Source organism: Lachnoclostridium phytofermentans ISDg (genome assembly GCF_000018685.1).
In the GTDB taxonomy this organism is placed as follows: Bacteria; Bacillota; Clostridia; order Lachnospirales; family Lachnospiraceae; genus Lachnoclostridium; species Lachnoclostridium phytofermentans.
Window position 1 is genome coordinate 4,103,888 of the sequence record NC_010001.1, and the last position, 24,109, is coordinate 4,127,996.

Below are 24,109 nucleotides of genomic sequence, written 5' to 3' on the forward strand. Positions count from 1 at the left end.
GTATAAAAATGAGGCCCGACACATGCCGTGTGGCACGTGTCGGACCTCATATACAGACATGTATACTAAGTTATGACCCCTCTAAAAATTATTACATTTTTTCTCCTATTATGGTTCGACTCCCCAAACCAAAACATCAGAGATATATACTGTTGTCTTATTCCAATCAGCATAACTTGAGTTACTATCACCAAACGAATAATCATCTGTTTGTGTATAGTTTGTCCAGTCTACCTTAGAAAATCTTCCTTGAACTTCAATACTTTGCCCTGCGTTTAAAGTTCCGGCAGCGGACTTAAATGAAAATTCTAGATAGTAATCTGCATTTGTTTTTGGTGTACTCATCTTTACGAAAGTACCATTTACATTGGAACTACCAATCGTCGAATAATCACACCAGAATGCCTGATCCTTTTCGCCATTGATTGTATAATAATAGCGAATCTTAACATCGGATAAGTTGATTGCAGTAGTTCCGGTGTTAATTAATTTAATTCTTGGTGCAATGCCATTCGTTGTTGCAGAAGAATTTCCATTAAACATTTGAAGTTTAATATTTCCTGTTGGAGTAACAACAGAAGAATCCTTAATGGTAACTGCTAAGACTGGATTTGTCCCTTTATTCATTTCAAATACAATAGATTGACTTCCTACTGCAAATTGACTTAAATAAGAAGATAGAATCGTCACTGTTGTTCCGGAAACGGTATAATCAGTTCCAGTTACCAGGCTCTTAGACCCATTCTTAAGTCCAGCTAAGGTATTGCCATTTGGTGTAAGCGTAATAACTATATTTTCCTGTTTTCCGCTAGCCTTATCAAAGACAGCAGAATTTGGATTAATGGATGCACTTGGAGAAGTATCTACTAAAGTCACTTTTAATGTTGCATCGTTACCGCCACTAAATACAAATGTTAAAGTAACCGTACTAGCGCTCTGTGCTAAGAAATAATTCTTAGATAACGTTACTACATTACCAGATACAGTATAATCAGTACCTTTCGTTAAAACCGTTGTTCCATTCTTAACCGCTGTTAATGTATTACCATTATAGTTAATGGTTACTGGTATATCTGCGGATACAGCTGGGTTTTTGTCAAAGTTTGCTGTAGTCTTATCAAGACTTGCAGAAGGAACACCCGTCTTTGGCTCATTACCAAATACTAATTTACCATTATCATACAATGGTATATATGTGGTCTTTACGGTATTTCCTGAACTAACATTAGCAATTTGTGTAAAGGAGTAGTCATTGGAATTGTCCCATATATTAACGTTTTGTGGACCAGCAATTCTAAATTGTACTTCTTTCTTATATGCAGACTGTCCACCAGGATAAATCTTAGTTCCAGAGAAGTCTACATTCACATAATAGATATTATTCGCAGCATCCCAAGGAAGCAATGCCGATGTGGTTGCTCCATTGTTATAATTTGTCGATACCGTAAAATCATTCTTTGTATATCCCTTTGCTACATATTCCGAGATATCAATAAAATACTTAAAGGATAATTTATCGGTAACACGAGCTGGCCAACCTGTCTCATTGAAAACCAATGCCTTTACTTCGATAAAAGATGGACCAGAGGCATTAATACCAGCTTGAATAAATAACTCATCGTTTGTTACTGTTTCGATTGCCTTAAAGTTTGCAATTGGTGTTCCGCCATATGTTTTATAAACTTTAGCCAATGCGCCAACAAAACCTGCATTATAGTCACAAGCGATTTCATTGTTTACATAATTATTAATGTTATCCTCATAACTATCATTATTACCAGGTCCACCTACTAAAGCACCATAAATGGTGTGTCTATGGTAATTTGGCTCCGTCTGACTGTCTGCCCATGAACTATGAGCAGTTCTATGATGAGGTCTTGTTGGAGAATTTACACCATATCCAACCACAAAACTTCTTCCGGTACTTCCTAATGCATAATCTACCTGCTGTTTCGCAAATGCATTGTAAGTACTAACTTTTCCAGCACTACATCCGCTCCAATCAGCATAAACACTTGCTAGAAATGCTGTTGTCGTCGCATATCTTAATGCACCCCAGGAATCTAACCAAGCAAGTCCTTTTGGTGTATAAGTAATACGACTACCATTATACCCTGTAGTCCAATAGTCAAGATGCATTTCAATATTGTTCTTATAAATTGCTTTATTTGTAATTCTTGCTAATAATAAAGCTGCACCATAGTGAACATCATCCCAGTTTTGTGCCCACTTATAACTTAATGTGGAAGATTGAGGTTCTGTTCCCCATTTGGCTACATAAGATTCTGCCTTATCCAAATAGGTCGCTTCTCCACTTGCAAGGTAAATCCATGTAGCTGCCCAGGATAATTCATCATAAAATCCACTATAGGAAGTATAGAACCCACTTGCTGCTGTATATCCAGCATCGCTTTTTGTTGTATCTGCAAAATTAAAAAGCTCTTTTGCATGACGAAGGCAAGTTGCTGAATAAGTAGGGTCTTTTGTCTTATATATAAGTGCTGTTGCTGCAAGAGCTGCTGCTGCTTCTCCTACTACAGTAGAACCTGGGTTATTTAAATCAACCTTATAGGACGGTCTAGCCATCTGCATAACTTCAGCAGGTCCCCACCAAGAGTGATCTGTATTTCCATTACCAACCTGATAATAAAATACATTTGCTTGTGGATGACATTTAATTAGGTAATCACTAGACCACTTAATTTCATCTAATAAATAACTTAATTGGCCTGCCTTTGAAAGAGTAGCCTCTTCTTCATATACTGCCCATGCTAACATTGTTACAGTATAAGCCAAAGGAAGATTAAATTTTACATGATCACCAGCATCATACCAGCCACCAGTTAGATCCAAACCAACATCTGCTCCATCGGTTAAACCAGAGTCACCTCTCCAATTATTCCGAATGGTACTTGGCAGTTTACCAGAACGTTGAAACTCATAAAACATGATTGATTTTTGAAGAGCTTCTCCGTAATTATAATTGGTTTCCGCTGCGTCAGCTTTCGATGGTGCCATGGATATCAGAAGTGTTATCACTAATAAAAGACTTATTATCTTTTTCATATCTCTCATCCTTTCTGCGTACCATACTGGCAATAGAAAGTGACTTAACACTTTCTATTGCCAAACTTAAAAGAAAATTTTATGGTTCGATACCCCAATTAAGTTTTCCACTTATATAAGCAGTTGCCTTGTTCCAATCAACATAGGAGTTACCGCTGCTATTAAATGAATAATCCCCAGTCTGGGTATAATTAGACCAGTCAGTTTTTGAGAATCTACCTTGAACTTCGATTCCCTGTCCTGCCTTTAAAGAACCAGCACCACTTGTAAATCCAATCTCAAGATAATAATCTGCTCCAGTCTTTGGAGTTGCCATCTTTACAAAAGTTCCGGTAACATTACTGCTTCCAATCGATGACCAATCACACCAGAAACTCTGGCTCTTCTCACCATCAATTGTATAGTAGTAACGAAGCTTTACATCAGAAAGATTAATACTATTAGAGCCTGTATTTACAAGATAAAAACGAGGTGCAATTCCATTCGTTGTTGCACTAGTATTTCCATTGAACATCTGAACCTTAACATCTCCTACTACCACAACTACTGTTGTATCCACAACGGTTACTACAAAAGGTTTTGTATAAGAATTGCTAAAATTAAAAGTAATTGTAGTATCACCAAGTGGTAATGTAGATAGGAATTCTTTCTTAAGGACTACTGTAGTACCATTAACAGTATAGTCTGTATTTAAAGTCAGAGGTGTAGTACCTTTACTTAAGTTAACAAAGGTATAACCTTGCATTGATAATGTTGTACTAAGATCTGCTTGTTTTCCTACAGCTTTATCAAAGGAACCATTTGTAGGATTAATATTAGCATAATCAGTAGTGCCAGAACCATTCTCATAAAGGAGTGCATATACACCATTTGCAAGCGCTACATCACACTGAGCCCAGAATCTATGATATATAAACTCTGGTGACTTATTACTCTGATATGCTGCCAGTAACTTTGGATAAGATGGGTCTTGTAAATACTTAGAACGGATATCTAAGAATTTAATACCAGACTTAATCACATCACCATTTGGCATCTTACCATTAAAGGTACTTGGAACATAAACGGTCTGCTCAAAGAATCTCTTATAATCTGCACGTGCTTCAGGAGCAGCAACGCCCTTATCATCACGATATAATTTCCATACGCGATCTAATAATTCTTTTGCTAAGTTCTTTGCAGCTACATCGTTTGCAGCTTTACTATAATATAACAAAGCATTTGCAAGAGATCCTGTAACGCCAAGGTCGGTACCAGAATCAACCACTGTCACATGAAGCTTAGAGTTTCCAGTATAGGAGCCTGTCCATGTATCTGGCTGACCACTCCAGTCAAGTGTACTTGGTATCGTAAAGGTTCCATCTGCTTTTAATACAACCACAGATTTAACCCAAGCTACCCATTTATCTAGGATCTGTTTTGCTTTTACATCATTTGTCTTATAATAATATTCTGCAACACGTTGCATTGACCATGCCTGGAAACCAAACCAGGTATTACTTCCTGGATCTTTATAAACTGGGTTTGCTTCATAGCCCATTCCATAGAATGTAGCTGTTCCAGCTGGCCAAGTTTCATAACGACCATTCTTTGAGTTACTAGCACCACCGGCAATCCCACCTTCTGAAGATTGTAACCACTGATAGAATTCAAGCTGTCTAGTAAGGCTTGTTGCCCAGTCAGCCTGTCCATTTGTAGTTTTTGGTTTAAACTTCGAATTTTGAGATAAAACCCAAGCTGCCATAGGATTTTGATAACCAAAGTGGTTATGGCTAGATCCAATAACCCATGCCCAATCAGCTGTAATTCCACCGCCCCAAGCATAATACCAGGATAACAGATAATGTGATGCATCATATCCTGTACCAGCAACTGTAGAATTACCTATTTTTCTAAAATATTTATCAAACATGGAATAACGAAGATAATCGCCCATCATCGTAGCTTTTGATGAATAAGTATCGACATTTACACCATAATCTTTCGCCCATTCACTTGCCCAATAAGCAGCCTGAATTGCTCTTGCATCAGCATCTGGTGCATCCGTATACTTAAATTGCTGTGCATAGGAACTATCGCCAGTGAATAAGTCGAGGAAACCATTCGTTCCACCATATTTCATTGTATCCCAGCATGGCTGAGGAATTGTTTCCCATGTTGATTCCTGTTCTCCACGTTGGAATGTGTTGATATAGGATGGTTTTGAGGTTCCGTCTCCCCTAGAACCAAATCCATACCAGTTATCAACATCTAGTAACCAGTGCATACCATAGATTGTATTCCGTCCATAAGCTGCAACAAGCTGTGACCAAATTGGGTCACTACCAACAGGAGCACTCGAATCGAGCTTCGCTGGGTACTGACTAGGATCCTGATACTCAGGTGCATAAGTTGCAGGTTTACTCGGTGTATACTTACTCATACTGGTTGGTGGTTGATCTGCATCCGTTGGAATCATATATTTTTCTGCTACATTCCAAGCGGTCCCATATCCAGAAAAGTCACCTGTAAACTTGCCGTACATAGCTTCAAGCCACATATAGTAACTCATTGCCTCACTAGTAGTTACATGACCATAATCAGGAGCTTCTACAATCATTGTTTCAATAGAATGATACGGAATTCCCTGAGGACTAAAATAACCGTTCTTTGGGTTTTTAATATCCGACCATAAGTCCATAAAACGTTGCTCATAGGTTCCCCTTGTTGCTGCCGCCGCTAAAGCTTGCTCAGTTTCACCAGCCAAAGCGGATGTCTTTGCTCCCTGAGGAACTAGAGTAACTACCATTGCAGCGGTCATAATGGCTGCTGCTACTCTCTTGTAGATACGTTTTTGCATACAAAACCCTCCTTATTAATTAACTCTCCACGTCAATGACATAAGGCATTCGAACGCACTTCTCATCCCTTCCTTTCTTTGCATAAATTTTCAAATTTATATATCAATTGATCTGAAGGTTCTAAATAATATAAGATTAGCGATTTTACTAGGTTTATTTACAAAATTCTACGTTTCCCTCTTTTCACTTTAGGTAGGCTTATGTATAATAATTTGATTTATAATTCAATATATATTCAAGACAATTACGTCATTTATTTAACAATATCTTCCTTTCTCATATTTCGTCTGTATTTTATATTTATATATCAAACTTGTCTGTACACTCTGTATATTATCACTATTTACATTTTCTGTCAATTACAAGTAAAAGGTATTTTTTTGTTCAACATGCATAAAAAAAATGTCAATTTTTATAAATGAGTTATCAATTAATTCTCTTTTATAAAATGGTGCGAAACTTTCGTATAAAAGATATTTAATTTTTTAAACACAAAAAAGTATTTTTAGAACTTCACATTGTTATGAATAAGCAAATATAAAAAATATTTCATCATTTTCATGAAAACAAATCCACTAATCATAAAAAAAGAAAAACTGTTGCATTTGTTACTGTGCAACAGTTTCCCTTATAAATATTTTTTATTTTGTTAAGAGCATTAATATCTCATTACTTCTTTCAATGAATTTCGTCATAGCTTCTGGTGCTAATGGCTTATGGGCAATGAAAGCAAGGTCATATAATTGCTCACAGATCATATCGGTATGCTCAGCGGAATTGTTATCTAATACGTACTGAACTAACTGGTTATTGGCATTTAAGATTAATGTTTCTGTAGGGCCGAATGCAGATGGATCCATACCATACATATTATACATTTTCATCATATCCTGCATTCTACGGCTCTCCTCTGATAAAGTAATCATGGAAGAAACCTTTGCATCCTTTAATTTCATAACCTTAACTTCTAACATTTCTTTCTTTAATGCCTTCTTAAAAGCTTCTGTCAGACTGTCCTTTTTCTTATCCAATTCCTTATTTTCTTCCTCAGAAGAACTTTCCGTCATTGTAGCATTAATATCAGCATCAATTCTTTGGAAACGAATCTTTTCATCGGATTGCTCTAACTGAGTGATAAAAGGCTGATCGATATTATGTGTCATAAACACAGCATCAATACCAGCATCCTTAAACATCTTAATATATTGGCTCTGTTGCTGTTCATCGGTTACATAATATACGGTATCCTTCTTCTCTTCTTTTGGCTCGCCCGCAGACTCGGATTTTGTTTCTTCAACCTCTGCTTTTACTTCTTCCGTATTCTCTTCACCATTTAATCTCTTAGCAGCCTCAAGATACTCTGGAAGTGTTACATATTTCTTCTCTAAGTTCTTAAAGATAATGAAATCCTTCATTTTTTCACGGAATTTATCATCCTTTAAGCAACCGTATTTAATGAATGGGCTTAAATCATCCCAGTATTTTTCATAATTTTCACGTTCCACCTTATACATACCAGATAACTTATCTGCTACCTTCTTAGTAATATAATCAGAAATCTTCTTCACAAAACCATCATTTTGTAAAGCACTTCTTGATACGTTAAGTGGTAGGTCAGGACAATCGATAACACCCTTTAGAAGCATTAAGAATTCAGGAATTACTTCCTTAATGTTATCTGCGATAAATACCTGGTTACTATATAATTTTATTTTTCCTTCAACACTATCATACTCCGTATTAATCTTAGGGAAGTATAAGATACCCTTTAAGTTAAATGGATAGTCCATATTGAGGTGTATCCAGAACAATGGCTCTTTATAATCGTGGAATACCTGACGGTAAAATTCCTTGTAATCCTCTTCTGTACATTCATTTGGATGCTTTGTCCACAATGGTTCTGGGTTGTTAAGTGGCTTTGGCCCCTTCTTTTCTTTCTTTGTTTCTGCTACCTTACCATCTTCTGTAACCTCAGCATCAACAATAGAATCTTCCATTACTTCGGATTCTACTTCTGTTTCCTCTTCTGGCTCTTCTGTTGCATTTTCATTTTTAAAGAAAATTGGCACTGGCATAAAGGAACAATATTTTTCAATCACTTCCTTTGCACGGTATTCATTGGAGAATTCATAACTATCTTCATTTAAATAAAGAGTAATCTTTGTTCCTCTTTCAGCTTTATCCCCTTCTCCCATCTGGAAGTTGATTCCCTCTTCTGATACCCAGTGAACAGGTTTTGCACCTTCCTGCCAAGATAAGGTATCAATCGTCACCTTATGTGCTACCATGAATGCAGAATAGAATCCAAGTCCAAAATGTCCGATAATTTGGTCTTCATTCGCCTTGTCCTTATACTTATTTAAGAAATCCTGGGCTCCGGAGAAAGCAATCTGGTTGATGTATTCTTTTACTTCATCCGCAGTCATACCAACACCATTATCAATAAAGGTCAATGTCTTTTCTTCCGCATTTACAAGAACATTGATTTTAAATTCTTCCCCTTCTGGTATAGAGAACTCGCCAATAATGTTAAGTTTCTTAAGTTTAGTAATCGCATCACAGCCATTTGATATTAATTCACGGAAAAAAATGTCATGATCGGAATACAACCACTTTTTAATAATCGGGAAAATATTCTCGGAATTAATTGATAAATTACCTTGTTCCATACTCATGAGAAAAACACTCCTTTTATCTTTTATTTATCATTAATAAGCATTCATACTTGCATGAAAATGCATGTCCAATGCATGATAGTCAACTCGTTGTATATTACTATAATACGAGGTATCTGAAATGTCAAGAAAAAATTAGCACTCATTAGTAATGAGTGCTAACAATTATTCTTCATATGCGATTTCACTGCTTTTAAGATATTTCATAACTTGTTCATCCCAAGCATAATCTAATGATTTATCTAAGGAAAATGTCTTTAATCCTGTTCCAGTTACTACATGTAATTCACTGTTTTCATATCGAATGTGTAAATACAATCCGGTAACCTCGCTGCTATCTAATAATACCCCCTGGGTTGTTAATACCGATTCAATTGCTTTCCCTGATAGCATAAGACTAATTTGAAAGGATAACGGAGTCTTATTCCCTTTTACGACCTGGTAGGCAAATGGTCTGACTTCACTCCATTTCGAATGAGTTCTACTTCCTAGGGATTCGAGCTCTTCTGTGCTATAATAATCACGGTTTAATTTACCGTTCATTTCAAACCTTTGGAAAGTATGGATTATTACATCAGAAACTAAAAAAGCATCAAACACATTCTGAATCAGTAATTTAGACATAAAGCCTTTCACATCAACGATTTTTAATGATTTCATGAAAACCCCTATTCTGGCGCTTTGCACCTTTCATTCGACAAAAACTTTCTTAGGCGGTGTCTTTTAGCGCCTTAGAAATTCTCTTCACACTTCATTAATTAGATAAGAACTGATAAATTCCCTGTAGAATTACTAAATGTAATGGATAGAAAGTATAAAAGGCGTATTTAAACCGTTTTGTACCACGTTCACCATTATAATAATATAAGAATGGTGCCGCTAAAATTGCCATAAACTCAATACCACCGCGGAAAAATCCAACGAGTAGGATAAATAGTAACATACGTAGATTCCGATTCCCATAAGCTAAATAAAATCCCACGATTAGTAAGACACCATATCCATACTCAGAATAATCAGCCTGAACCAAAATTAATAATCCTGTACCACCAATAATTGTCAGCACGCCAAATAAGGTCATCCACATTGTATTACTATGCATTCGATTCTTAATATAATCATAAATTATAATAGTTAATAAACCAATTGCTAGTGTAAAGAAAACGTTTTGCTTATATAATAATAATTTTAAATTCATATTCGGGAATCCCCAAAAAGCATAATCATAAGGAATTTCGGAAATTACTGCAAAAAGAAGCAGACGAAGTAAATACTTCATTCGGTTTCTCGTGTGAAAGAATCCTTCCACAATTAAAAATGCAAATATCGGAAACGCAATTCTTCCAATACTTCTCCCTACTACATACCATGTAACATCAAGCTCATAGGATGATAGAGTTATATGAAATAATGGAGTAGTATACCTTGGCACAAAAATTGTGGTAAAATGGTCAATTAGCATGGTAAAACATGCGATAAGTTTTAAGGTAAAACTATTCAATGTTGTAGTCCTTTCTTTTCTCATGATAAAGCTAATTAAAAGATATCTAATTCTGCTTTTTATTCTACCTAGATTAGTACAAGAAGTCAACAACAGGGTCAAATGGATTCATAAAATGAAACCATTTGACCCTGCCTTTTCAAACTTGAAAACATGCCTTCAGTAGGCTGGAAGTTTGTGCCGAGGACGACGCAGGCACAAACTCACGCTTAGTCCTCTTCTGTATTTATATTTAATACTTGTCTCTTACGTGCCATTTCATCACTATCAAGGTACTCATCGTAAGTTGTAATCTTATCAATCAATCCGTTAGGCGTAATTTCCATAATACGGTTTGCGATAGTTTGAATAAACTGATGATCCTGAGAGGTAAACATTACAACACCAGAGAACTTCATTAATCCATTATTAAGTGCTGTAATTGATTCCATGTCCAAGTGGTTTGTAGGCTCATCCATAAGTAATACATTTGCGCCCATAATCATCATCTTAGATAACATAACACGCACACGCTCACCACCGGAAAGTACTTTAACCTTCTTAATACCCTCCTCACCAGCGAATAACATTCTTCCAAGGAAGCCACGAACATAAGTAACATCCTTTTCAGGAGAATATGGCATTAACCAATCCACAATGATATCTTCACTGTCAAAATCTTTCGTATTGTCTTTTGGGAAGTAAGCCTGGGTTGTTGTAATTCCCCACTTATATTCACCAGAGTCTGGCTCCATTTCACCGGATAAAATCTTAAACAAGGTAGTGCTTGCAAGTGAGTTACCACCAACCAAAGCAACCTTATCATCATGGGTAATAATAAAGGAAAGATTATCTAAAACCTTAACACCGTCAATCGTCTTACTTAAATTCTTAACTGTTAAAACTTCATTTCCAATCTCACGGCTTGGTCTAAAATCAATGTATGGATACTTTCTACTAGAAGGACGAATCTCATCAAGTTCAATTTTCTCTAACGCACGCTTTCTGGAAGTCGCCTGTTTTGACTTTGATGCATTCGCTGAGAAACGTTGAATAAAATCCTGTAATTCCTTAATCTTATCTTCCTTCTTCTTATTTGCTTCCTTCATCTGCTTTACCATTAACTGACTGGATTCATACCAGAAGTCATAGTTACCAGCATATAACTGGATCTTAGCATAATCAATGTCTGCAATATGTGTACAAACTTTATTTAAGAAATAACGGTCATGGGATACTACAATAACCGTATTTTCAAAGTTAATCAAGAATTCTTCTAACCAACGAATAGCCTCTAAATCAAGATGGTTTGTAGGCTCGTCAAGTAACAGGATATCTGGGTTACCAAATAAAGCCTGTGCAAGAAGTACCTTCACCTTCTGAGCACCATTTAATTCGCTCATCATCTTGTAATGTAAATCTGTATCAATTCCTAGTCCGTTTAATAAAGTGGCAGCATCGGATTCTGCTTCCCATCCGTTTAATGTTGCAAATTCTGCTTCCAGTTCACTTGCTTTAATACCATCTTCTTCGGAGAAATCCTCCTTTGCATAAATGGCATCCTTTTCTTTCATGATATCATACAATCTCTGATTTCCCATAATTACTGTGTTGAGAACATCAAATGCATCATACTTAAAGTGATCCTGTTGCAAAAATGATAATCTTTGTCCAGGAGTAATAATGATATCTCCTTTACTTGGTTCGATTTGCCCTGAAAGGATTTTTAAAAAAGTGGATTTTCCTGCTCCGTTAGCTCCAATTAAGCCATAGCAGTTTCCTTCTGTAAATTTAATATTGACATCCTCGAATAAGGCTCTCTTTCCTATTCTAAGAGTTACATCACTTGCTTGAATCATTTCGATACCTAGCCTTTCTATTTTTGCGCTATTACTTATTTTACAGTAAAATCTATAATTTGCAAGCCCTTTTTAACTTGCTGTAAATCTTTAGCGCATTTTTATTCTTTTCATAAGTTAATTTAACCACATCAGGGAAGTCCTCCGCTTCTTAAAGCGGGGGTAAGGACTTGCCTTTTTCAGCAGGAGTTCAAGCTCCTGGTGAAATGCCACGTAGTGGTTATGAGAATATCTGCTTTGACTATATTCTTTCATTTGTTTATACAAGAAAAAGTATGATTCACGAAAGAGGGGAAGGCCCTATTATTCTATTATATCCATCACTGCTTCTTGATAATCGAAACCATTTTCTTTTGCATAGGTTTCTGCCATCGAATTTTTTAAGGCAACAATTACTATGTTTGATGTTTCTCCAAAGATATCATTTCCAAAGGATACCGTAGTATCTGGTATTGTAATCTCCGTTAAATTTGTGCATGCATAAAAAGCCATATCACCAATATGTATCGTTCCTGTAGGGATATCAATATAGGTTAAAGATTGGCAGGTGGAAAAGCTCATATCTTCAATTGTGGTTGTAGAACCTAAAAACACAACCTCAGTTAATGAGGTATCTGAGGCAAATGCAGCAAATGGAATCCTTGTTACTTTCTTTGGAATAATCACACTCTCTAGTTTCTCGCAAGCACTAAATGCACCCTCTCCAAGTTGAGTAAGACTATCTGGAAGTCTTAGTTCCGTTATGGAATAACAATCTGAAAAAGCATAATCACCAATTTTCGTTATGTTCGGCGTTAAATCAATAGATAACTGAATACAGCCAGAAAAGGCTTCATTTTCGATAATTGTAAGTTTTTCTGATAATACTACATTTCTCAAGTTTTTCGCTAAGGAAAATGCACCTTCTGCAATCCGTGTGACACTTTTTAAAACTGTATATTCCTTTTCTTCGCTACCAGTAGGATACTTCACTAGCGTATTCTTATCTTTCGTATATAATACCCCATCTGTTATGGTATAGTGCTTATTTTCCTTTGGCAATGTCATCGTCTCAAGGGCAGGACATATTCCAAACGCGGATTGTTCTATCACTTCTAAGGATGCAGGAAAGTTTATCTCACTTAGTTTATAGCACTTTTTAAATGCTCTGCCTTTAATTACTTTAAGACCTTCTGGTAATACAAGTTTTGTGATTGAGGTATTATAAAATGCATACTCATCTATAACAGTAACTGGATAGGATTCTACGCTTTCCGGAATAATAAGTTCGCCTACTGACTCTGTTACAAAACCGGTTATATAAACTTCGCCTTCCTTAATTTTCATTGATAATATCGTACCATCATCATCGATGCAAACTTCTGTCTTATCTTCAGAAACCCAGCCTTTCGTACCTTTTTTTATTACCTCTGTACTAGAACTCACTTTATTTTTATCGGGATTTTCGCTATCTTCAGCCTTATCTTCACCCGCCTTTATTCCTTGTTCATTCTTATCTTTACCTAAGTTATCATCCTTATTCAGTTCTCCTATCGATGGAGTATTCGTTGGAATATTTATGTCCTTACCGGGTAATTCACTCGGTTTTGGTGTACCCAATAAATTCCCTGATAAATCCATCTCATCTTCTTGTTCTTTCTGAGGATTGGTAACATCTAGGGACTTTGATTTTTGACTACAAGCAGTTACCGAGACCATTAACAGCATGAAACATAATATTATCCACTTCTTCATTCATCCATCCTCCTTTGCATCATTATTTCCATTATATCATTTGGTAATATTTATGTAAAGGAAGGTGCCTCCTTTTAAGGACAAAGACTGTAGATTGCGCCTATGCTAGGTGCACGCTTTCATAAGATAAAACACACCTTGTAAACTTTTCATTGTTATAAATAACATACCTCTTTCTTATAACGCTATTAACTATAAAACGAGACAAAATATGATTTCGTAAAGAAATATATTTGTCTCGTTTTATAGTTACATGACAAGGAAAAGTTCACGTGCTTTTTCTTGTATTTATAAATCTATGAATATAAATCTTTTAATTCATTATACTTCGAACAATAGATCTCCATAAGTAGGAACTGGCCATACCTCTTTATCAACTATCGTTTCTAGCAAATCAATTGGTGTTCTAAGCTCATCCATAGCTGGGAATACTACATTTCTAAAGTAATTTGCCTGTTCTTCTCCCTCTTCTATAGATGCGGCAGTCTTTGTGTACTTCGATAAGTTATTAAGTGCTGCTTTTGCCTGAGCTAATAATGTCGAAGTCTCCGTTAATAAATCTGCCTGAACACTTACATCTGCTGTTGGTACTGCTGTTTTTACTGCATTGATGCTATTCGCAAGTGTTGTAGTGAATTTAATAACAGCAGGAATAAACATTCTATTTGCCATTTCAATCATCGTTTTAGCTTCGATATTAATTGCTTTTGAATAGGATTCATATAAAACTTCCACACGGGACTTTAATTCTGTTGTGGTTAAAACGTGATGCTTATCAAATAATTTGATTGCCTTTTCAGTAACTAACGCCGGTACTGCTGCAACCATTGAATTTAAGTTTGGTAAGCCACGTCTCTCTGCCTCTTCTACCCATGCATCAGAATATCCATTTCCGTTAAATACAATTCGTTGATGTTTGGTTACTGTCTTCTTAATTAGGTCATGTACCGCAAGGTCAAAGTCATCTGCCTTTTCTAATTCATCTGCCATATCGGAAAGAACATCCGCAACTATAGTGTTAACCGTTGTATTTGCATCTGCAATTGACATAGAAGAGCCAACCATACGGAACTCAAATTTATTACCAGTAAACGCAAATGGTGATGTACGGTTACGATCCGTTGCATCCTTCTTAAGCTCTGGAAGTGTATGCACACCAGTTCTTAATCTTCCGCCCTGTTTGGAACTCGTTGCTGCTCCTGTTTCAATTAACTGAGTTAATACATCTGCAAGCTGCTCGCCAAGGAATACTGAAATAATTGCTGGTGGGGCTTCGTTCGCACCAAGTCTGTGGTCATTGCCTGGATTCGATGCAGATAGTCTTAACAGGTCTGCATGTAAATCTACTGCTTTTAAGATAGCAGATAAGAATAATAAGAACTGAACATTCTCATGTGGTGTCTTACCTGGTTCTAATAAGTTCTTTCCAGTATTGGTTACGATAGACCAGTTATCATGCTTACCAGAACCGTTTACACCTGCAAATGGCTTCTCATGAAGAAGGCATGCAAGGCCATGACGGATTGCAACTTTTTTCATAATATCCATAATTAACTGGTTATGGTCAGTGGCAATATTGGCTGTAGTATAGATAGGTGCAATTTCATGCTGTGCTGGAGCAGCTTCATTATGCTGGGTTTTTGCTAAGATACCAAGCTTCCAAAGTTCTACATTCAGCTCCTTCATAAAGGAAGCAATTCTTTCCCTAATAGAACCAAAATAATGATCGTCAAGCTCCTGTCCTTTTGGAGGCATAGCGCCAAATAAGGTACGGCCTGTAAATAATAAGTCATCTCTTTTTAAGTAATTTTCCCTATCTACTAAAAAGTACTCCTGCTCTGCTCCAACGGAACAAGATACACTTGTTACGTCACTATGACCAAATAATTTACAGATTCGAACTGCATGTTTACTTATGGCTTCCATCGAACGAAGTAATGGAGTTTTTTTATCAAGTGCTTCACCGGTATATGCACAGAATGCAGTTGGAATACATAAAGTAACACCTGCAGCGTCTTCTTTTAAGAATGCTGGAGACGTACAATCCCAAGCAGTGTAACCCCTTGCCTCAAATGTTGCTCTTAATCCACCGGATGGGAAGGAAGAAGCATCTGGTTCACCCTTAATTAACTCTTTTCCTGAGAACTCCATTAATATCTTTCCAGATGGAGCTGGAGATATAAAAGAATCATGCTTTTCAGCGGTAATACCTGTCATCGGCTGGAACCAATGAGTATAATGTGTTGCACCTCTATCAATTGCCCAGTCCTTCATCGCATTGGCTACGATTTCAGCAACCTGTGGATCCAAATCCTCACCATTCTTAATGGTCTTTTTTAACGCCTCAAAAGTTCTCTTTGGCAAACATTCCATCATGGTTGCTTCATCAAATACGTCGATACCAAAAATATCGGTTAATTTCTCCGCCATAAATCTTATCTCCTTCTAAAATGATATTAGTTATCTCTCAGAAAATCCCTCTCAAATTACATTCAGTTACCATTAAAGCACATCCAAAATCAAAAAACAACTTTACTTTCCTAGCATTTCCGCAATTTTTATAAAAAAGGGTGCTCTCACTAATTGGAGAACACCCTTGCTCTAAGAACAATTTCTTATTATTAAAATATCATGTTTATAGAAAAATGTGAAGTATTTTTTTTAAAAACTTATAAATTTTCTGTTTTATCAAAAAAAACGTTGTCTTATCTTTTCAAATTATGCAATAGTTACAGAACCTATTCTGTACTTATAAGTAAGGACTCTATTTGCTATTTTTTCTACTTATAAATCACTTCTTAACCTTTTTGTCGTTCATTACATTAACATCCACATGATTAAATGGTATTGTAAAGCCTTTCTCATCAAACATGTATTTGATTGTTTCAAGGAGTTCGCCTTTTAATGAAAAACAATTCTCCGTTTTAACCCATACACGCATTGAAAGCTCAACTGCATCTTTTCCATAGGCACTTACAAATAAATCAACCGGACGATCCTCTAAGATCTTTTCATTCCTTTGACTTATTAAAAAAAGCTCCTGTTTTATCGACCTGATATCATCCTTATAACCAATTGGAATAATTAAATCCAAACGTCTGATTGGTTCATTTGTAGCATTGGTAATCTCGCTGTTAGCCAGGGTCCCATTTGGTAAAACAACTAATTTATTATCCGTAGTTAATATCTTAGTATAAAAAATATCGATAGCTATTACAGTACCTTCATTCCCCTTGACAATAATAAAATCACCAACACGGAATGGTTTTAATATCAATATGAGCACTCCACCGGCAAAATTGGATAAGCTTCCTTGTAATGCCAAACCAATTGTCAAACCTACAGAACCAAGTAAAGCAACAAAGGATGTTGTTGGTAATCCTAGGATCGCAGCAATCGTAATTAAAAGCAGACCATAGCATATGGCTTTTAACACAGATATAAGAAAGTTAGATACACCAACATCCATTTTAGCTCGTTCAAATGCTTTTTTTATGATTTTAACTAAGACATTCATAAGTTTCTTACCTACAAAGTAGACAAAAAACGATATCAGTATCAAAAATAAGAAATGCAATGCCTTAGGCCAAAAATCATCCCATAGCGTCGAGACTTTTGACATAAATTTATTTAATTCTAAATCTTCTATAAGATCATCTTTTATAATAGTGTTCTGCGCCAATAAAACTAATTTATTCATCTATAACCTCATTTCTGCACTACTCTTTGAATCATCAATTTAATTTTGCTATAACTATAAAGCAAGCTCATCGTTACTTATATCATAACAATGGCTTGCTTTTCCCATACGAGTCTATGAAAGGTTATAGTAATACCGAAAATCTATTCCCAGTACCATAAGTCCTTTCCTGTTTCTTCTTCTGTTCCTTCTGGCTTTGGCATGTACTTTTTAAAAACACGTTCAATTAAGAAGGAGCAAACCAAACAGCAAAGTGCTGGTGCAATAAAAATTGCTGGATAGATTATATATACTGCTAATCCAAATACAGCAATAACAATTGCCATTAATAATGTAGTAGGAAAGTGCTTCATAGCAATAATAAATGAAGTTTTAAATAACCCTTTTAAATTTAGAGTAAATCTTGATAAAATAGGGAAGACAAAAATTAAAACGAATATTAATACTGTTGTGATTGCAATAAATCCAGCGATTAACAAGGATCCATAACTCTTTCCATCATCTAGCATCAATTTGGAATAAGTAAAGTCAATGTACATGATATAGCTTACAACGAAGAATATAATTGTTGTTATAGTACCCAATTTTAAATTATCTTTAAATGAATGGAAAAATTCTCTTGTTACATAACCACGTTCTCGACGAATTACTTTTACTACAGTATAGTACAAGGCAGTTGTGGCTGGCCCGATTAACACAAGTGTCATGGAACACAGCACCCAGATAATACTGAGGAGAATCATATCCCATACTTTTCCCATGATTGTAAAAAATGCATTGTCCATATTAAAAAAATTACTCATTTTTTCCTCCTAAATATTACTTGTCCTTAAATTTTATCTATATATGCTGAACTTTAGTTCAACTAATATACTGATAAGCATTGGTAACCTATTTTAAATATATGAAGCGATCAGTTGAAGATTACCTGTCAACTGATATGTACCATAATCTGACGGAATAATAAAATGGTCTCCTTTATGAATTGGGATTCCATCTATCTCTCCACTTCCCTCAATTATACTGATCAGTGTAAATGGTTTATCCTGCGTAAATTCTTGTTTTCCGTAAATTTCAATTTTATACACAGTATAATATGGACATGTTACAAGATGTTCTTTCGTCGCATTTGGGTACTCTAATTTTTCATGATTTGCTTGTTTATCGACGTGAGGACAGCGAATAACATCAACGCTCTTACTAAGATGTAATTCTCTTGGTTTTCCATTTTGTAATCGACCATAATCGTAAAGCCGATACGTAATGTCACTATTTTGTTGTGTTTCTAAAATCAAGGTTCCCTTTTTTATAGCATGAACTGTTCCGGGTTCGATTTGAAAGAAATCACCTTTCTTAATTGGAAGAATACGAATCAAGTCCGTCCAAGCATTCTTCCCTATCATTTCCCGTAACTCATCTTTACTATTTGCATTATGACCTATCACAATTTCAGCATCTTCATCACAATCAAGAATATACCAGCATTCTGTTTTTCCTAATGATCCATCCTCATTTTCCTTGGCATAGGTATCATCTGGATGAACCTGAATGCTTAAATCATCCTTCGCATCGATAATCTTAACTAACAGTGGAAATACTTCTTGGTTTACATTTCCAAATATATCTCTATGCTCTGACCATAGTTTACTTAATGTATAGCCCTTATAAAATCCATTTATAATCTCACAATCACCATTCTGATGTGCACTGATTGCCCAGCACTCTCCAGTGTTATTGCTTGGAATTTCATAATGAAAATCAACTTTTAATCTCGTACCACCCCAGATCATCTCTTTAAAAACTGGTTTTAGAAACAATAACTCCTTCATAGCTGCCTCCACTGCTTTTTTCCATTATATCATCAAACAAGTTGTTTTTAAATACTATTCCCACATTTTATACACATTTTATACACATTTAATAAAAGCAAAAAAACGTTACAATTTTTTAAAGTTTCTTGTAGGAATATATTTAGATATTTTGACTAAATTACGCCACCATGCTATAATCTTTAGATGAATAAACTGTAAAAAGAAAGGGGTCTTTCCTTTATATGATACATGTTACAATTGAAGACATTTCACTAGATTTTATTACTGACCCAGAAGTTTTTTCACCCTCCTTTGCGGATCGTGGAACTTTAGCTATGCTATCTTACGTAACGTTTGATAATTCTGATACCCTACTAGATCTTGGCTGTGGATATGGCTTAGTCGGAATCTACGCCAGTAAAGTACTATCTCCCGCAAGAGTAACTATGTGTGACATCTCAGAAAAGGCTGTGGAACTTAGTAAGAAAAATGCTGAATACAATCAAGTATTGGATGAGCTTACTATTTTACAAAGTGATGGATTTCGTAATCTCCCAGTAGATGAATATTCCCTCATTCTATCGAATCCTCCTTATCATGTAGATTTTTCTGTTCCAAAACATTTTATTGAGGAGAGTTACCGCAGGCTAATCATGGGTGGGAAGCTCTATATGGTAACTAAGCGTAAAGACTGGTATAAGAATAAAATCATCTCTGTCTTTGGTGGCGTAGAGATTCATGAAAAGGATGGTTATTATATCTTTATTGCTCAAAAGCGTCCGAAGGGAAAAAAGCTACCTACCGAAAAAAAGGAGAACGGTCTTAGTAAAAAACTAGCACGTAAAATGAAGACAAAGCAGCACTAGAATCAAGATGTGTTATAAAATCTCATATCCAATAAATGATTTAATTTGTAAGAAATACGTAAGATAGTAATTAACTTAATAGGTTTCTAACAAATAAAGAGAGAATCACAAAAGAAATTATTTCTTTTTGTGATTCTCTCTTATTCATTGATAAGAAAAACTTGCGGAGCATGTAATTCTAATTACTCTTTTTTGAATTCTAATAAATCTCAATCTTTATTCAAACTGGGAAGCATACAAACGATAATAAAATCCTCGTTTCTTCATAAGATCGGAATGAGTTCCCTGTTCTACGACATTACCCTCATTTACAACTAAGATATTATCTGCGCTTTGAATGGTAGACAAGCGATGAGCAATAACAAAACAAGTCTTATCCACCATTAAGTTTCTCATTGCTTTTTGAATTTGAATTTCTGTTCTTGTATCTACATTTGATGTAGCTTCATCAAGAATTAGCATCTTAGCATCTAACAACATCGCCCTAGCAATCGTTAATAACTGCTTTTGACCTTTTGAGATATTCATACCATCTTCATTCAACACGGTATCATATCCTAATGGCAAATTCCTAATGTAAGAGTGTATCTTCGCTGCTTTCGCCGCTGCAACAACTTCCTCCATCGTAGCGTCTTCTTTTCCATAGGCGATATTTTCGTATATCGTTCCGCCAAATATCCAGGTGTCTTGTAACACCATAGCATAAGCTTTTCGCAAACTTTCCCTTGTTAAATCTCTAATCTCATTGTCATCGACATAGATTGCACCTTGATCCACATCATAAAATCGCATCAAAAGATTGATAATCGTTGTCTTACCGGCTCCAGTAGGACCAACAATTGCAATTAAGTTACCTTCTTTTGCATTCAGATTTAGATTCTTGATAATTGTTTTTTCTTTTGTATAACCAAATGACACATTTTCAATTGCAACCTTCCCTTGAATATTCTGAAGTTCTTTTGCCTGATATGTATCCGCTACTTCAGAAGGTTCATTTAACACACGAAAAACTCTTTCTGCTGCAGCTAACGAAGACTGAATCTCGCTTATAATATTAGCTGCCTCATTGATTGGACCAGAGAATTTTCTTGAATACAAAACAAAGGAGGAGATATCACCAAGGGTTAGTTTATTGTATAAGTATAAAACCGAACCTACGATGGTAACACAGGTTAGTGAAATGTTATTTATAAAGTTAACCGTAGGTCCTACAATACTACCGTAATAATCTGCCTGATAATACGCCTCTACCGCTTCTTCATTAATATGATCAAACTTATCAAGTACAACATCTTCTCCAGCATACGCTTTTATGGTTTGTAGACCTGATACCATCTCTTCTACAAAACCATTCATTTGACCAAGCTTTTCGGATCGTTTTCGAAATAACGGTCTTGTCTTATTCGCCATGTATTTTGTATATAAGATAGACATTGGGATTGTAATTAACATAACAAGTACCAAACTTGGTGAGATAATTATCATCATAATCAAAGAACCAACAACTGTTATAATACTTGCAAAAATCTGCACCAAATCCGTGGAAAGTGATGTATTAATTACATCAATGTCATATGAAATTCGACTTATAATATCTCCTGCGAGATGTTGATCAAAAAATCCAACCGGTAATTCCATTAACTTATCAAAAACATCATTTCTCATTTTCCTTACAATTTTTTGACTCAGCCGGATCATCAAAATCGATAATAAATAAGACAATATGGATGAAATGATGTAAAACCCTATCATAAGTAATGCATACCAAAGTACCTCTTTGATTGGAACTTTACCAACCCCAAATTCAATCAAATCAATTGCCTTTCCAGAGAGCATTGGTCCCACTAATGCAAAAAGGTTACTTGCCATAGCAAGTAGGATTGCACCAAAGAGCATCCACCAATAGATTCTTAAATATCTCCATAAGCCACGTAAGACTTTTCCTGTATTTTTGGGTCTATCCTCAGTATTAGGGGATTTAGTATTATTGGCTTTAGTAGTATTGGATTTAGCACTATTGGAATTATTACTTGATTGCGTATTACTGACTTTAACACTGTTTGAATTATTACTTGATTGCGTATTATTAGTATTATCTACTACTTTTTCTGCTCTTTCTTTACTTCCTTTTCTAGCTTGAAACATATCCTTTGCCAAGACTGTCCCTCTTTTCTTTTTCAGTATTTAATGTCTATTCCATGCTACCCATTTGAGACTCATAAATCTCATGATAAACATCGCAGCGTTCCAGTAACTCTTCGTGAGTTCCATACCCTAACATCTCTCCATCTTCAAGAACAAGGATATGATCAGACTGCATAATAGAGCTAATTCTTTGAGCAATCATAATAATTGTAGTATCTTGATAGTTTTTATGAATTGCCTGGCGGAGCATCGAATCCGTTTTATAATCAAGTGCAGAGGAAGAATCGTCAAGTATTAAAAACTTTGGATGATTTGCAAGAGCCCTTGATATATATAATCTCTGCTTTTGACCTCCACTTAAGTTACCACCTTTGATTGCTGCTTCATGGGAAAAATCATTCTCCTTCCCCATGATAAAATCATAAGCACAAGCATCTTGTGATGCTTCTATGACCTGCTCCATCGAAAGATTACGTCCAAAAGAAATATTTTCAAAGATAGTATCAGCAAAAATAATATCGTTCTGGAACGCTACACCAAATTTTTCTCTAAGTTTTCTTAGAGGTATCGATCTTATATCTTTCCCTTCTATAATGACCTGCCCCTCCGTAGCATCATAAAAACGCATTAACAACTGAATCAATGTAGTTTTTCCACTACCGGTAGCGCCAATAATACCAAGGCTTTCTCCTTTTTTTAGCTGAAAGCTTATATTCTTAAGGCTTAATTTTTCCTCATCATTTTCATAACTAAAGGAAACATCATCAAATGCTAAGTACTTTTGATCCTGCTCTTTCGAAACCTCAACTGGAGTAACAATTAGCTCCTCGCTTGCATCTAAAACTTCTTTAAGACGTTTTGCAGATGCACTAGCCTTTGAGTAGTTTATAAAAAGTCTGGTAACCATCATCATAGCATTTAATATCATTGTAAAATAGGATAAGAAAGCAACAATACTTCCTGGTAGTGTAACCCCTGAATTCACACGAAATGCACCAACAATAACTACAATAGCAAGACCAGTATTTAGTAATAAATTCATAATAGGACTTGAGAGAGCCATAACGCTGGCTGCTTTGATTTCATTTCCAATTAACTCATCATTTACATGACGAAATCTTTGTTTTTCATATTCTGTTTTACTTAATGCTTTAATAACACGTATTCCGGAAATATTCTCTCGAATTGTTTGAACCATCTTATCTACAGATGCCTGTACCTTGGTATACATTGGGATACCCCTTTTAGAAATTAGGTAGACAAGCAAGCCTAGTAGTGGAAGAATTGCAATTAAGATAAGAGTTAGTATAGGATCTAATGTTGCTGTTAATACAATGCCACCAACTAGTATAATTGGTGCACGTACTCCCAATCGTTGCATCATTCCAATCACTTGATGCACATTGTATGTATCCGTAGTCATTCTGGATATCAGAGATGGAACCGTAAATTTATCCACCTGTGCACCAGATAAGTTTGTGATACGTTCAAACGTATCATGCCTTATGGTCTGTACGCTATCTCTAGCTACTTTTGATGCCATTCGATTCGCAATAATATTTAACACTCTTGCTGCTACGGCTAACAAAACCATAATTCCGCCCCATATCAGGATATATGATACCTTACCAAAAGGTATGACATCATCCAATATATATGCTAATACCCATGGTAGACCTAAGTCGGCAAAAGTTCCCGCGATTTTAATTATTAAACCAAAAACCATCTGCCCATAATAAGGTTTTAAGTAACGAAATACACTGTCCATGTTTACCTCCATAATTGCGTATGTCTTTTGCGTTTCATGATTACTTGTGCTTTTGTTTTATTAAATATATTTACTTTTATTACTTAATAACATATGCTTTTATTGTATTTCTATAATTACATTATATATGTTTTTAAAATTAGTTGAAAGCTGTAAACGTAAAAA

Annotated in this window: 14 protein-coding genes; 1 reads left to right on the forward strand and 13 read right to left on the reverse strand. The window is 35.5% G+C overall.

All coding sequences use genetic code 11. From position 1 onward, the window contains the following. Window positions 1-108: 108 nt before the first annotated feature. The 11 genes from CPHY_RS22500 to manA form a co-directional block, all read right to left on the reverse strand. Window positions 109-3,066, reverse strand: coding sequence for a glycoside hydrolase family 9 protein (locus tag CPHY_RS22500; protein WP_012201369.1), 2,958 nt, complete (start codon window positions 3,064-3,066; stop codon window positions 109-111). A gap of 79 nt (window positions 3,067-3,145) precedes the next feature. Beyond that, window positions 3,146-5,905: a glycoside hydrolase family 48 protein gene (locus tag CPHY_RS17445; protein ID WP_012201370.1), complete on the reverse strand. Its 2,760-nt coding sequence runs from the start codon at window positions 5,903-5,905 to the stop codon at window positions 3,146-3,148. Between the two features lie 642 nt (window positions 5,906-6,547). After that, window positions 6,548-8,581 carry a molecular chaperone HtpG gene (gene htpG / locus CPHY_RS17450; protein WP_012201371.1) on the reverse strand — a complete coding sequence of 678 codons (2,034 nt, stop codon included), beginning with the start codon at window positions 8,579-8,581 and terminating at the stop codon, window positions 6,548-6,550. 165 nt (window positions 8,582-8,746) lie between these two features. After that, window positions 8,747-9,241: a DUF5721 family protein gene (locus tag CPHY_RS17455; RefSeq protein WP_012201372.1), complete on the reverse strand. Its 495-nt coding sequence runs from the start codon at window positions 9,239-9,241 to the stop codon at window positions 8,747-8,749. A gap of 94 nt (window positions 9,242-9,335) precedes the next feature. Then, complete coding sequence (locus CPHY_RS17460) at window positions 9,336-10,106, reverse strand: TraX family protein (protein ID WP_012201373.1); 771 nt, start codon at window positions 10,104-10,106, stop codon at window positions 9,336-9,338. A 185-nt stretch (window positions 10,107-10,291) separates the two neighbouring features. Beyond that, window positions 10,292-11,920: an ABC-F family ATP-binding cassette domain-containing protein gene (locus CPHY_RS17465; RefSeq protein ID WP_012201374.1), complete on the reverse strand. Its 1,629-nt coding sequence runs from the start codon at window positions 11,918-11,920 to the stop codon at window positions 10,292-10,294. A 303-nt stretch (window positions 11,921-12,223) separates the two neighbouring features. Next, on the reverse strand, window positions 12,224-13,654 hold the full coding sequence (locus CPHY_RS17470) for a leucine-rich repeat domain-containing protein (RefSeq protein ID WP_012201375.1): 1,431 nt from the start codon (window positions 13,652-13,654) through the stop codon (window positions 12,224-12,226). Between the two features lie 321 nt (window positions 13,655-13,975). Further along, entirely contained in the window at window positions 13,976-16,084 is a 2,109-nt protein-coding gene (locus CPHY_RS17475; protein ID WP_012201376.1) for a glutamine synthetase III family protein, read from the reverse strand. A 361-nt stretch (window positions 16,085-16,445) separates the two neighbouring features. Continuing rightward, the gene (locus CPHY_RS17480; protein WP_012201377.1) at window positions 16,446-17,354 is read right to left on the reverse strand and encodes a mechanosensitive ion channel family protein; all 909 of its coding nucleotides are present in this window, start codon (window positions 17,352-17,354) and stop codon (window positions 16,446-16,448) included. A gap of 143 nt (window positions 17,355-17,497) precedes the next feature. Further along, the gene (locus CPHY_RS17485) at window positions 17,498-18,157 is read right to left on the reverse strand and encodes a YesL family protein (protein ID WP_012201378.1); all 660 of its coding nucleotides are present in this window, start codon (window positions 18,155-18,157) and stop codon (window positions 17,498-17,500) included. A gap of 93 nt (window positions 18,158-18,250) precedes the next feature. Continuing rightward, window positions 18,251-19,183, reverse strand: a complete 933-nt coding sequence (gene manA, locus CPHY_RS17490) for a mannose-6-phosphate isomerase, class I (protein WP_012201379.1) — start codon at window positions 19,181-19,183, stop codon at window positions 18,251-18,253. A gap of 224 nt (window positions 19,184-19,407) precedes the next feature. Between manA and CPHY_RS17495 the strand changes: the two genes are divergently transcribed. Then, entirely contained in the window at window positions 19,408-20,031 is a 624-nt protein-coding gene (locus tag CPHY_RS17495; protein WP_012201380.1) for a class I SAM-dependent methyltransferase, read from the forward strand. A 216-nt stretch (window positions 20,032-20,247) separates the two neighbouring features. Here CPHY_RS17495 and CPHY_RS17500 read toward each other — a convergent pair whose 3' ends face one another. Further along, window positions 20,248-22,188: an ABC transporter ATP-binding protein gene (locus CPHY_RS17500; RefSeq protein ID WP_012201381.1), complete on the reverse strand. Its 1,941-nt coding sequence runs from the start codon at window positions 22,186-22,188 to the stop codon at window positions 20,248-20,250. A 34-nt stretch (window positions 22,189-22,222) separates the two neighbouring features. Continuing rightward, complete coding sequence (locus tag CPHY_RS17505; protein WP_012201382.1) at window positions 22,223-23,944, reverse strand: ABC transporter ATP-binding protein; 1,722 nt, start codon at window positions 23,942-23,944, stop codon at window positions 22,223-22,225. Window positions 23,945-24,109: the final 165 nt, after the last annotated feature.

Excerpts from the sequence above, each read along its gene's own strand:
- CPHY_RS22500 (WP_012201369.1), bottom strand. The coding sequence starts at position 3,066 with ATGAAAAAGATAATAAGTCTTTTATTAGTGATAACACTTCTGATATCC.
- CPHY_RS17445 (WP_012201370.1), bottom strand. The coding sequence starts at position 5,905 with ATGCAAAAACGTATCTACAAGAGAGTAGCAGCAGCCATTATGACCGCT.
- htpG (WP_012201371.1), bottom strand. The coding sequence starts at position 8,581 with ATGAGTATGGAACAAGGTAATTTATCAATTAATTCCGAGAATATTTTC.
- CPHY_RS17455 (WP_012201372.1), bottom strand. The coding sequence starts at position 9,241 with ATGAAATCATTAAAAATCGTTGATGTGAAAGGCTTTATGTCTAAATTA.
- CPHY_RS17460 (WP_012201373.1), bottom strand. The coding sequence starts at position 10,106 with ATGAGAAAAGAAAGGACTACAACATTGAATAGTTTTACCTTAAAACTT.
- CPHY_RS17465 (WP_012201374.1), bottom strand. The coding sequence starts at position 11,920 with ATGATTCAAGCAAGTGATGTAACTCTTAGAATAGGAAAGAGAGCCTTA.
- CPHY_RS17470 (WP_012201375.1), bottom strand. The coding sequence starts at position 13,654 with ATGAAGAAGTGGATAATATTATGTTTCATGCTGTTAATGGTCTCGGTA.
- CPHY_RS17475 (WP_012201376.1), bottom strand. The coding sequence starts at position 16,084 with ATGGCGGAGAAATTAACCGATATTTTTGGTATCGACGTATTTGATGAA.
- CPHY_RS17480 (WP_012201377.1), bottom strand. The coding sequence starts at position 17,354 with ATGAATAAATTAGTTTTATTGGCGCAGAACACTATTATAAAAGATGAT.
- CPHY_RS17485 (WP_012201378.1), bottom strand. The coding sequence starts at position 18,157 with ATGAGTAATTTTTTTAATATGGACAATGCATTTTTTACAATCATGGGA.
- manA (WP_012201379.1), bottom strand. The coding sequence starts at position 19,183 with ATGAAGGAGTTATTGTTTCTAAAACCAGTTTTTAAAGAGATGATCTGG.
- CPHY_RS17495 (WP_012201380.1), top strand. The coding sequence starts at position 19,408 with ATGATACATGTTACAATTGAAGACATTTCACTAGATTTTATTACTGAC.
- CPHY_RS17505 (WP_012201382.1), bottom strand. The coding sequence starts at position 23,944 with ATGGACAGTGTATTTCGTTACTTAAAACCTTATTATGGGCAGATGGTT.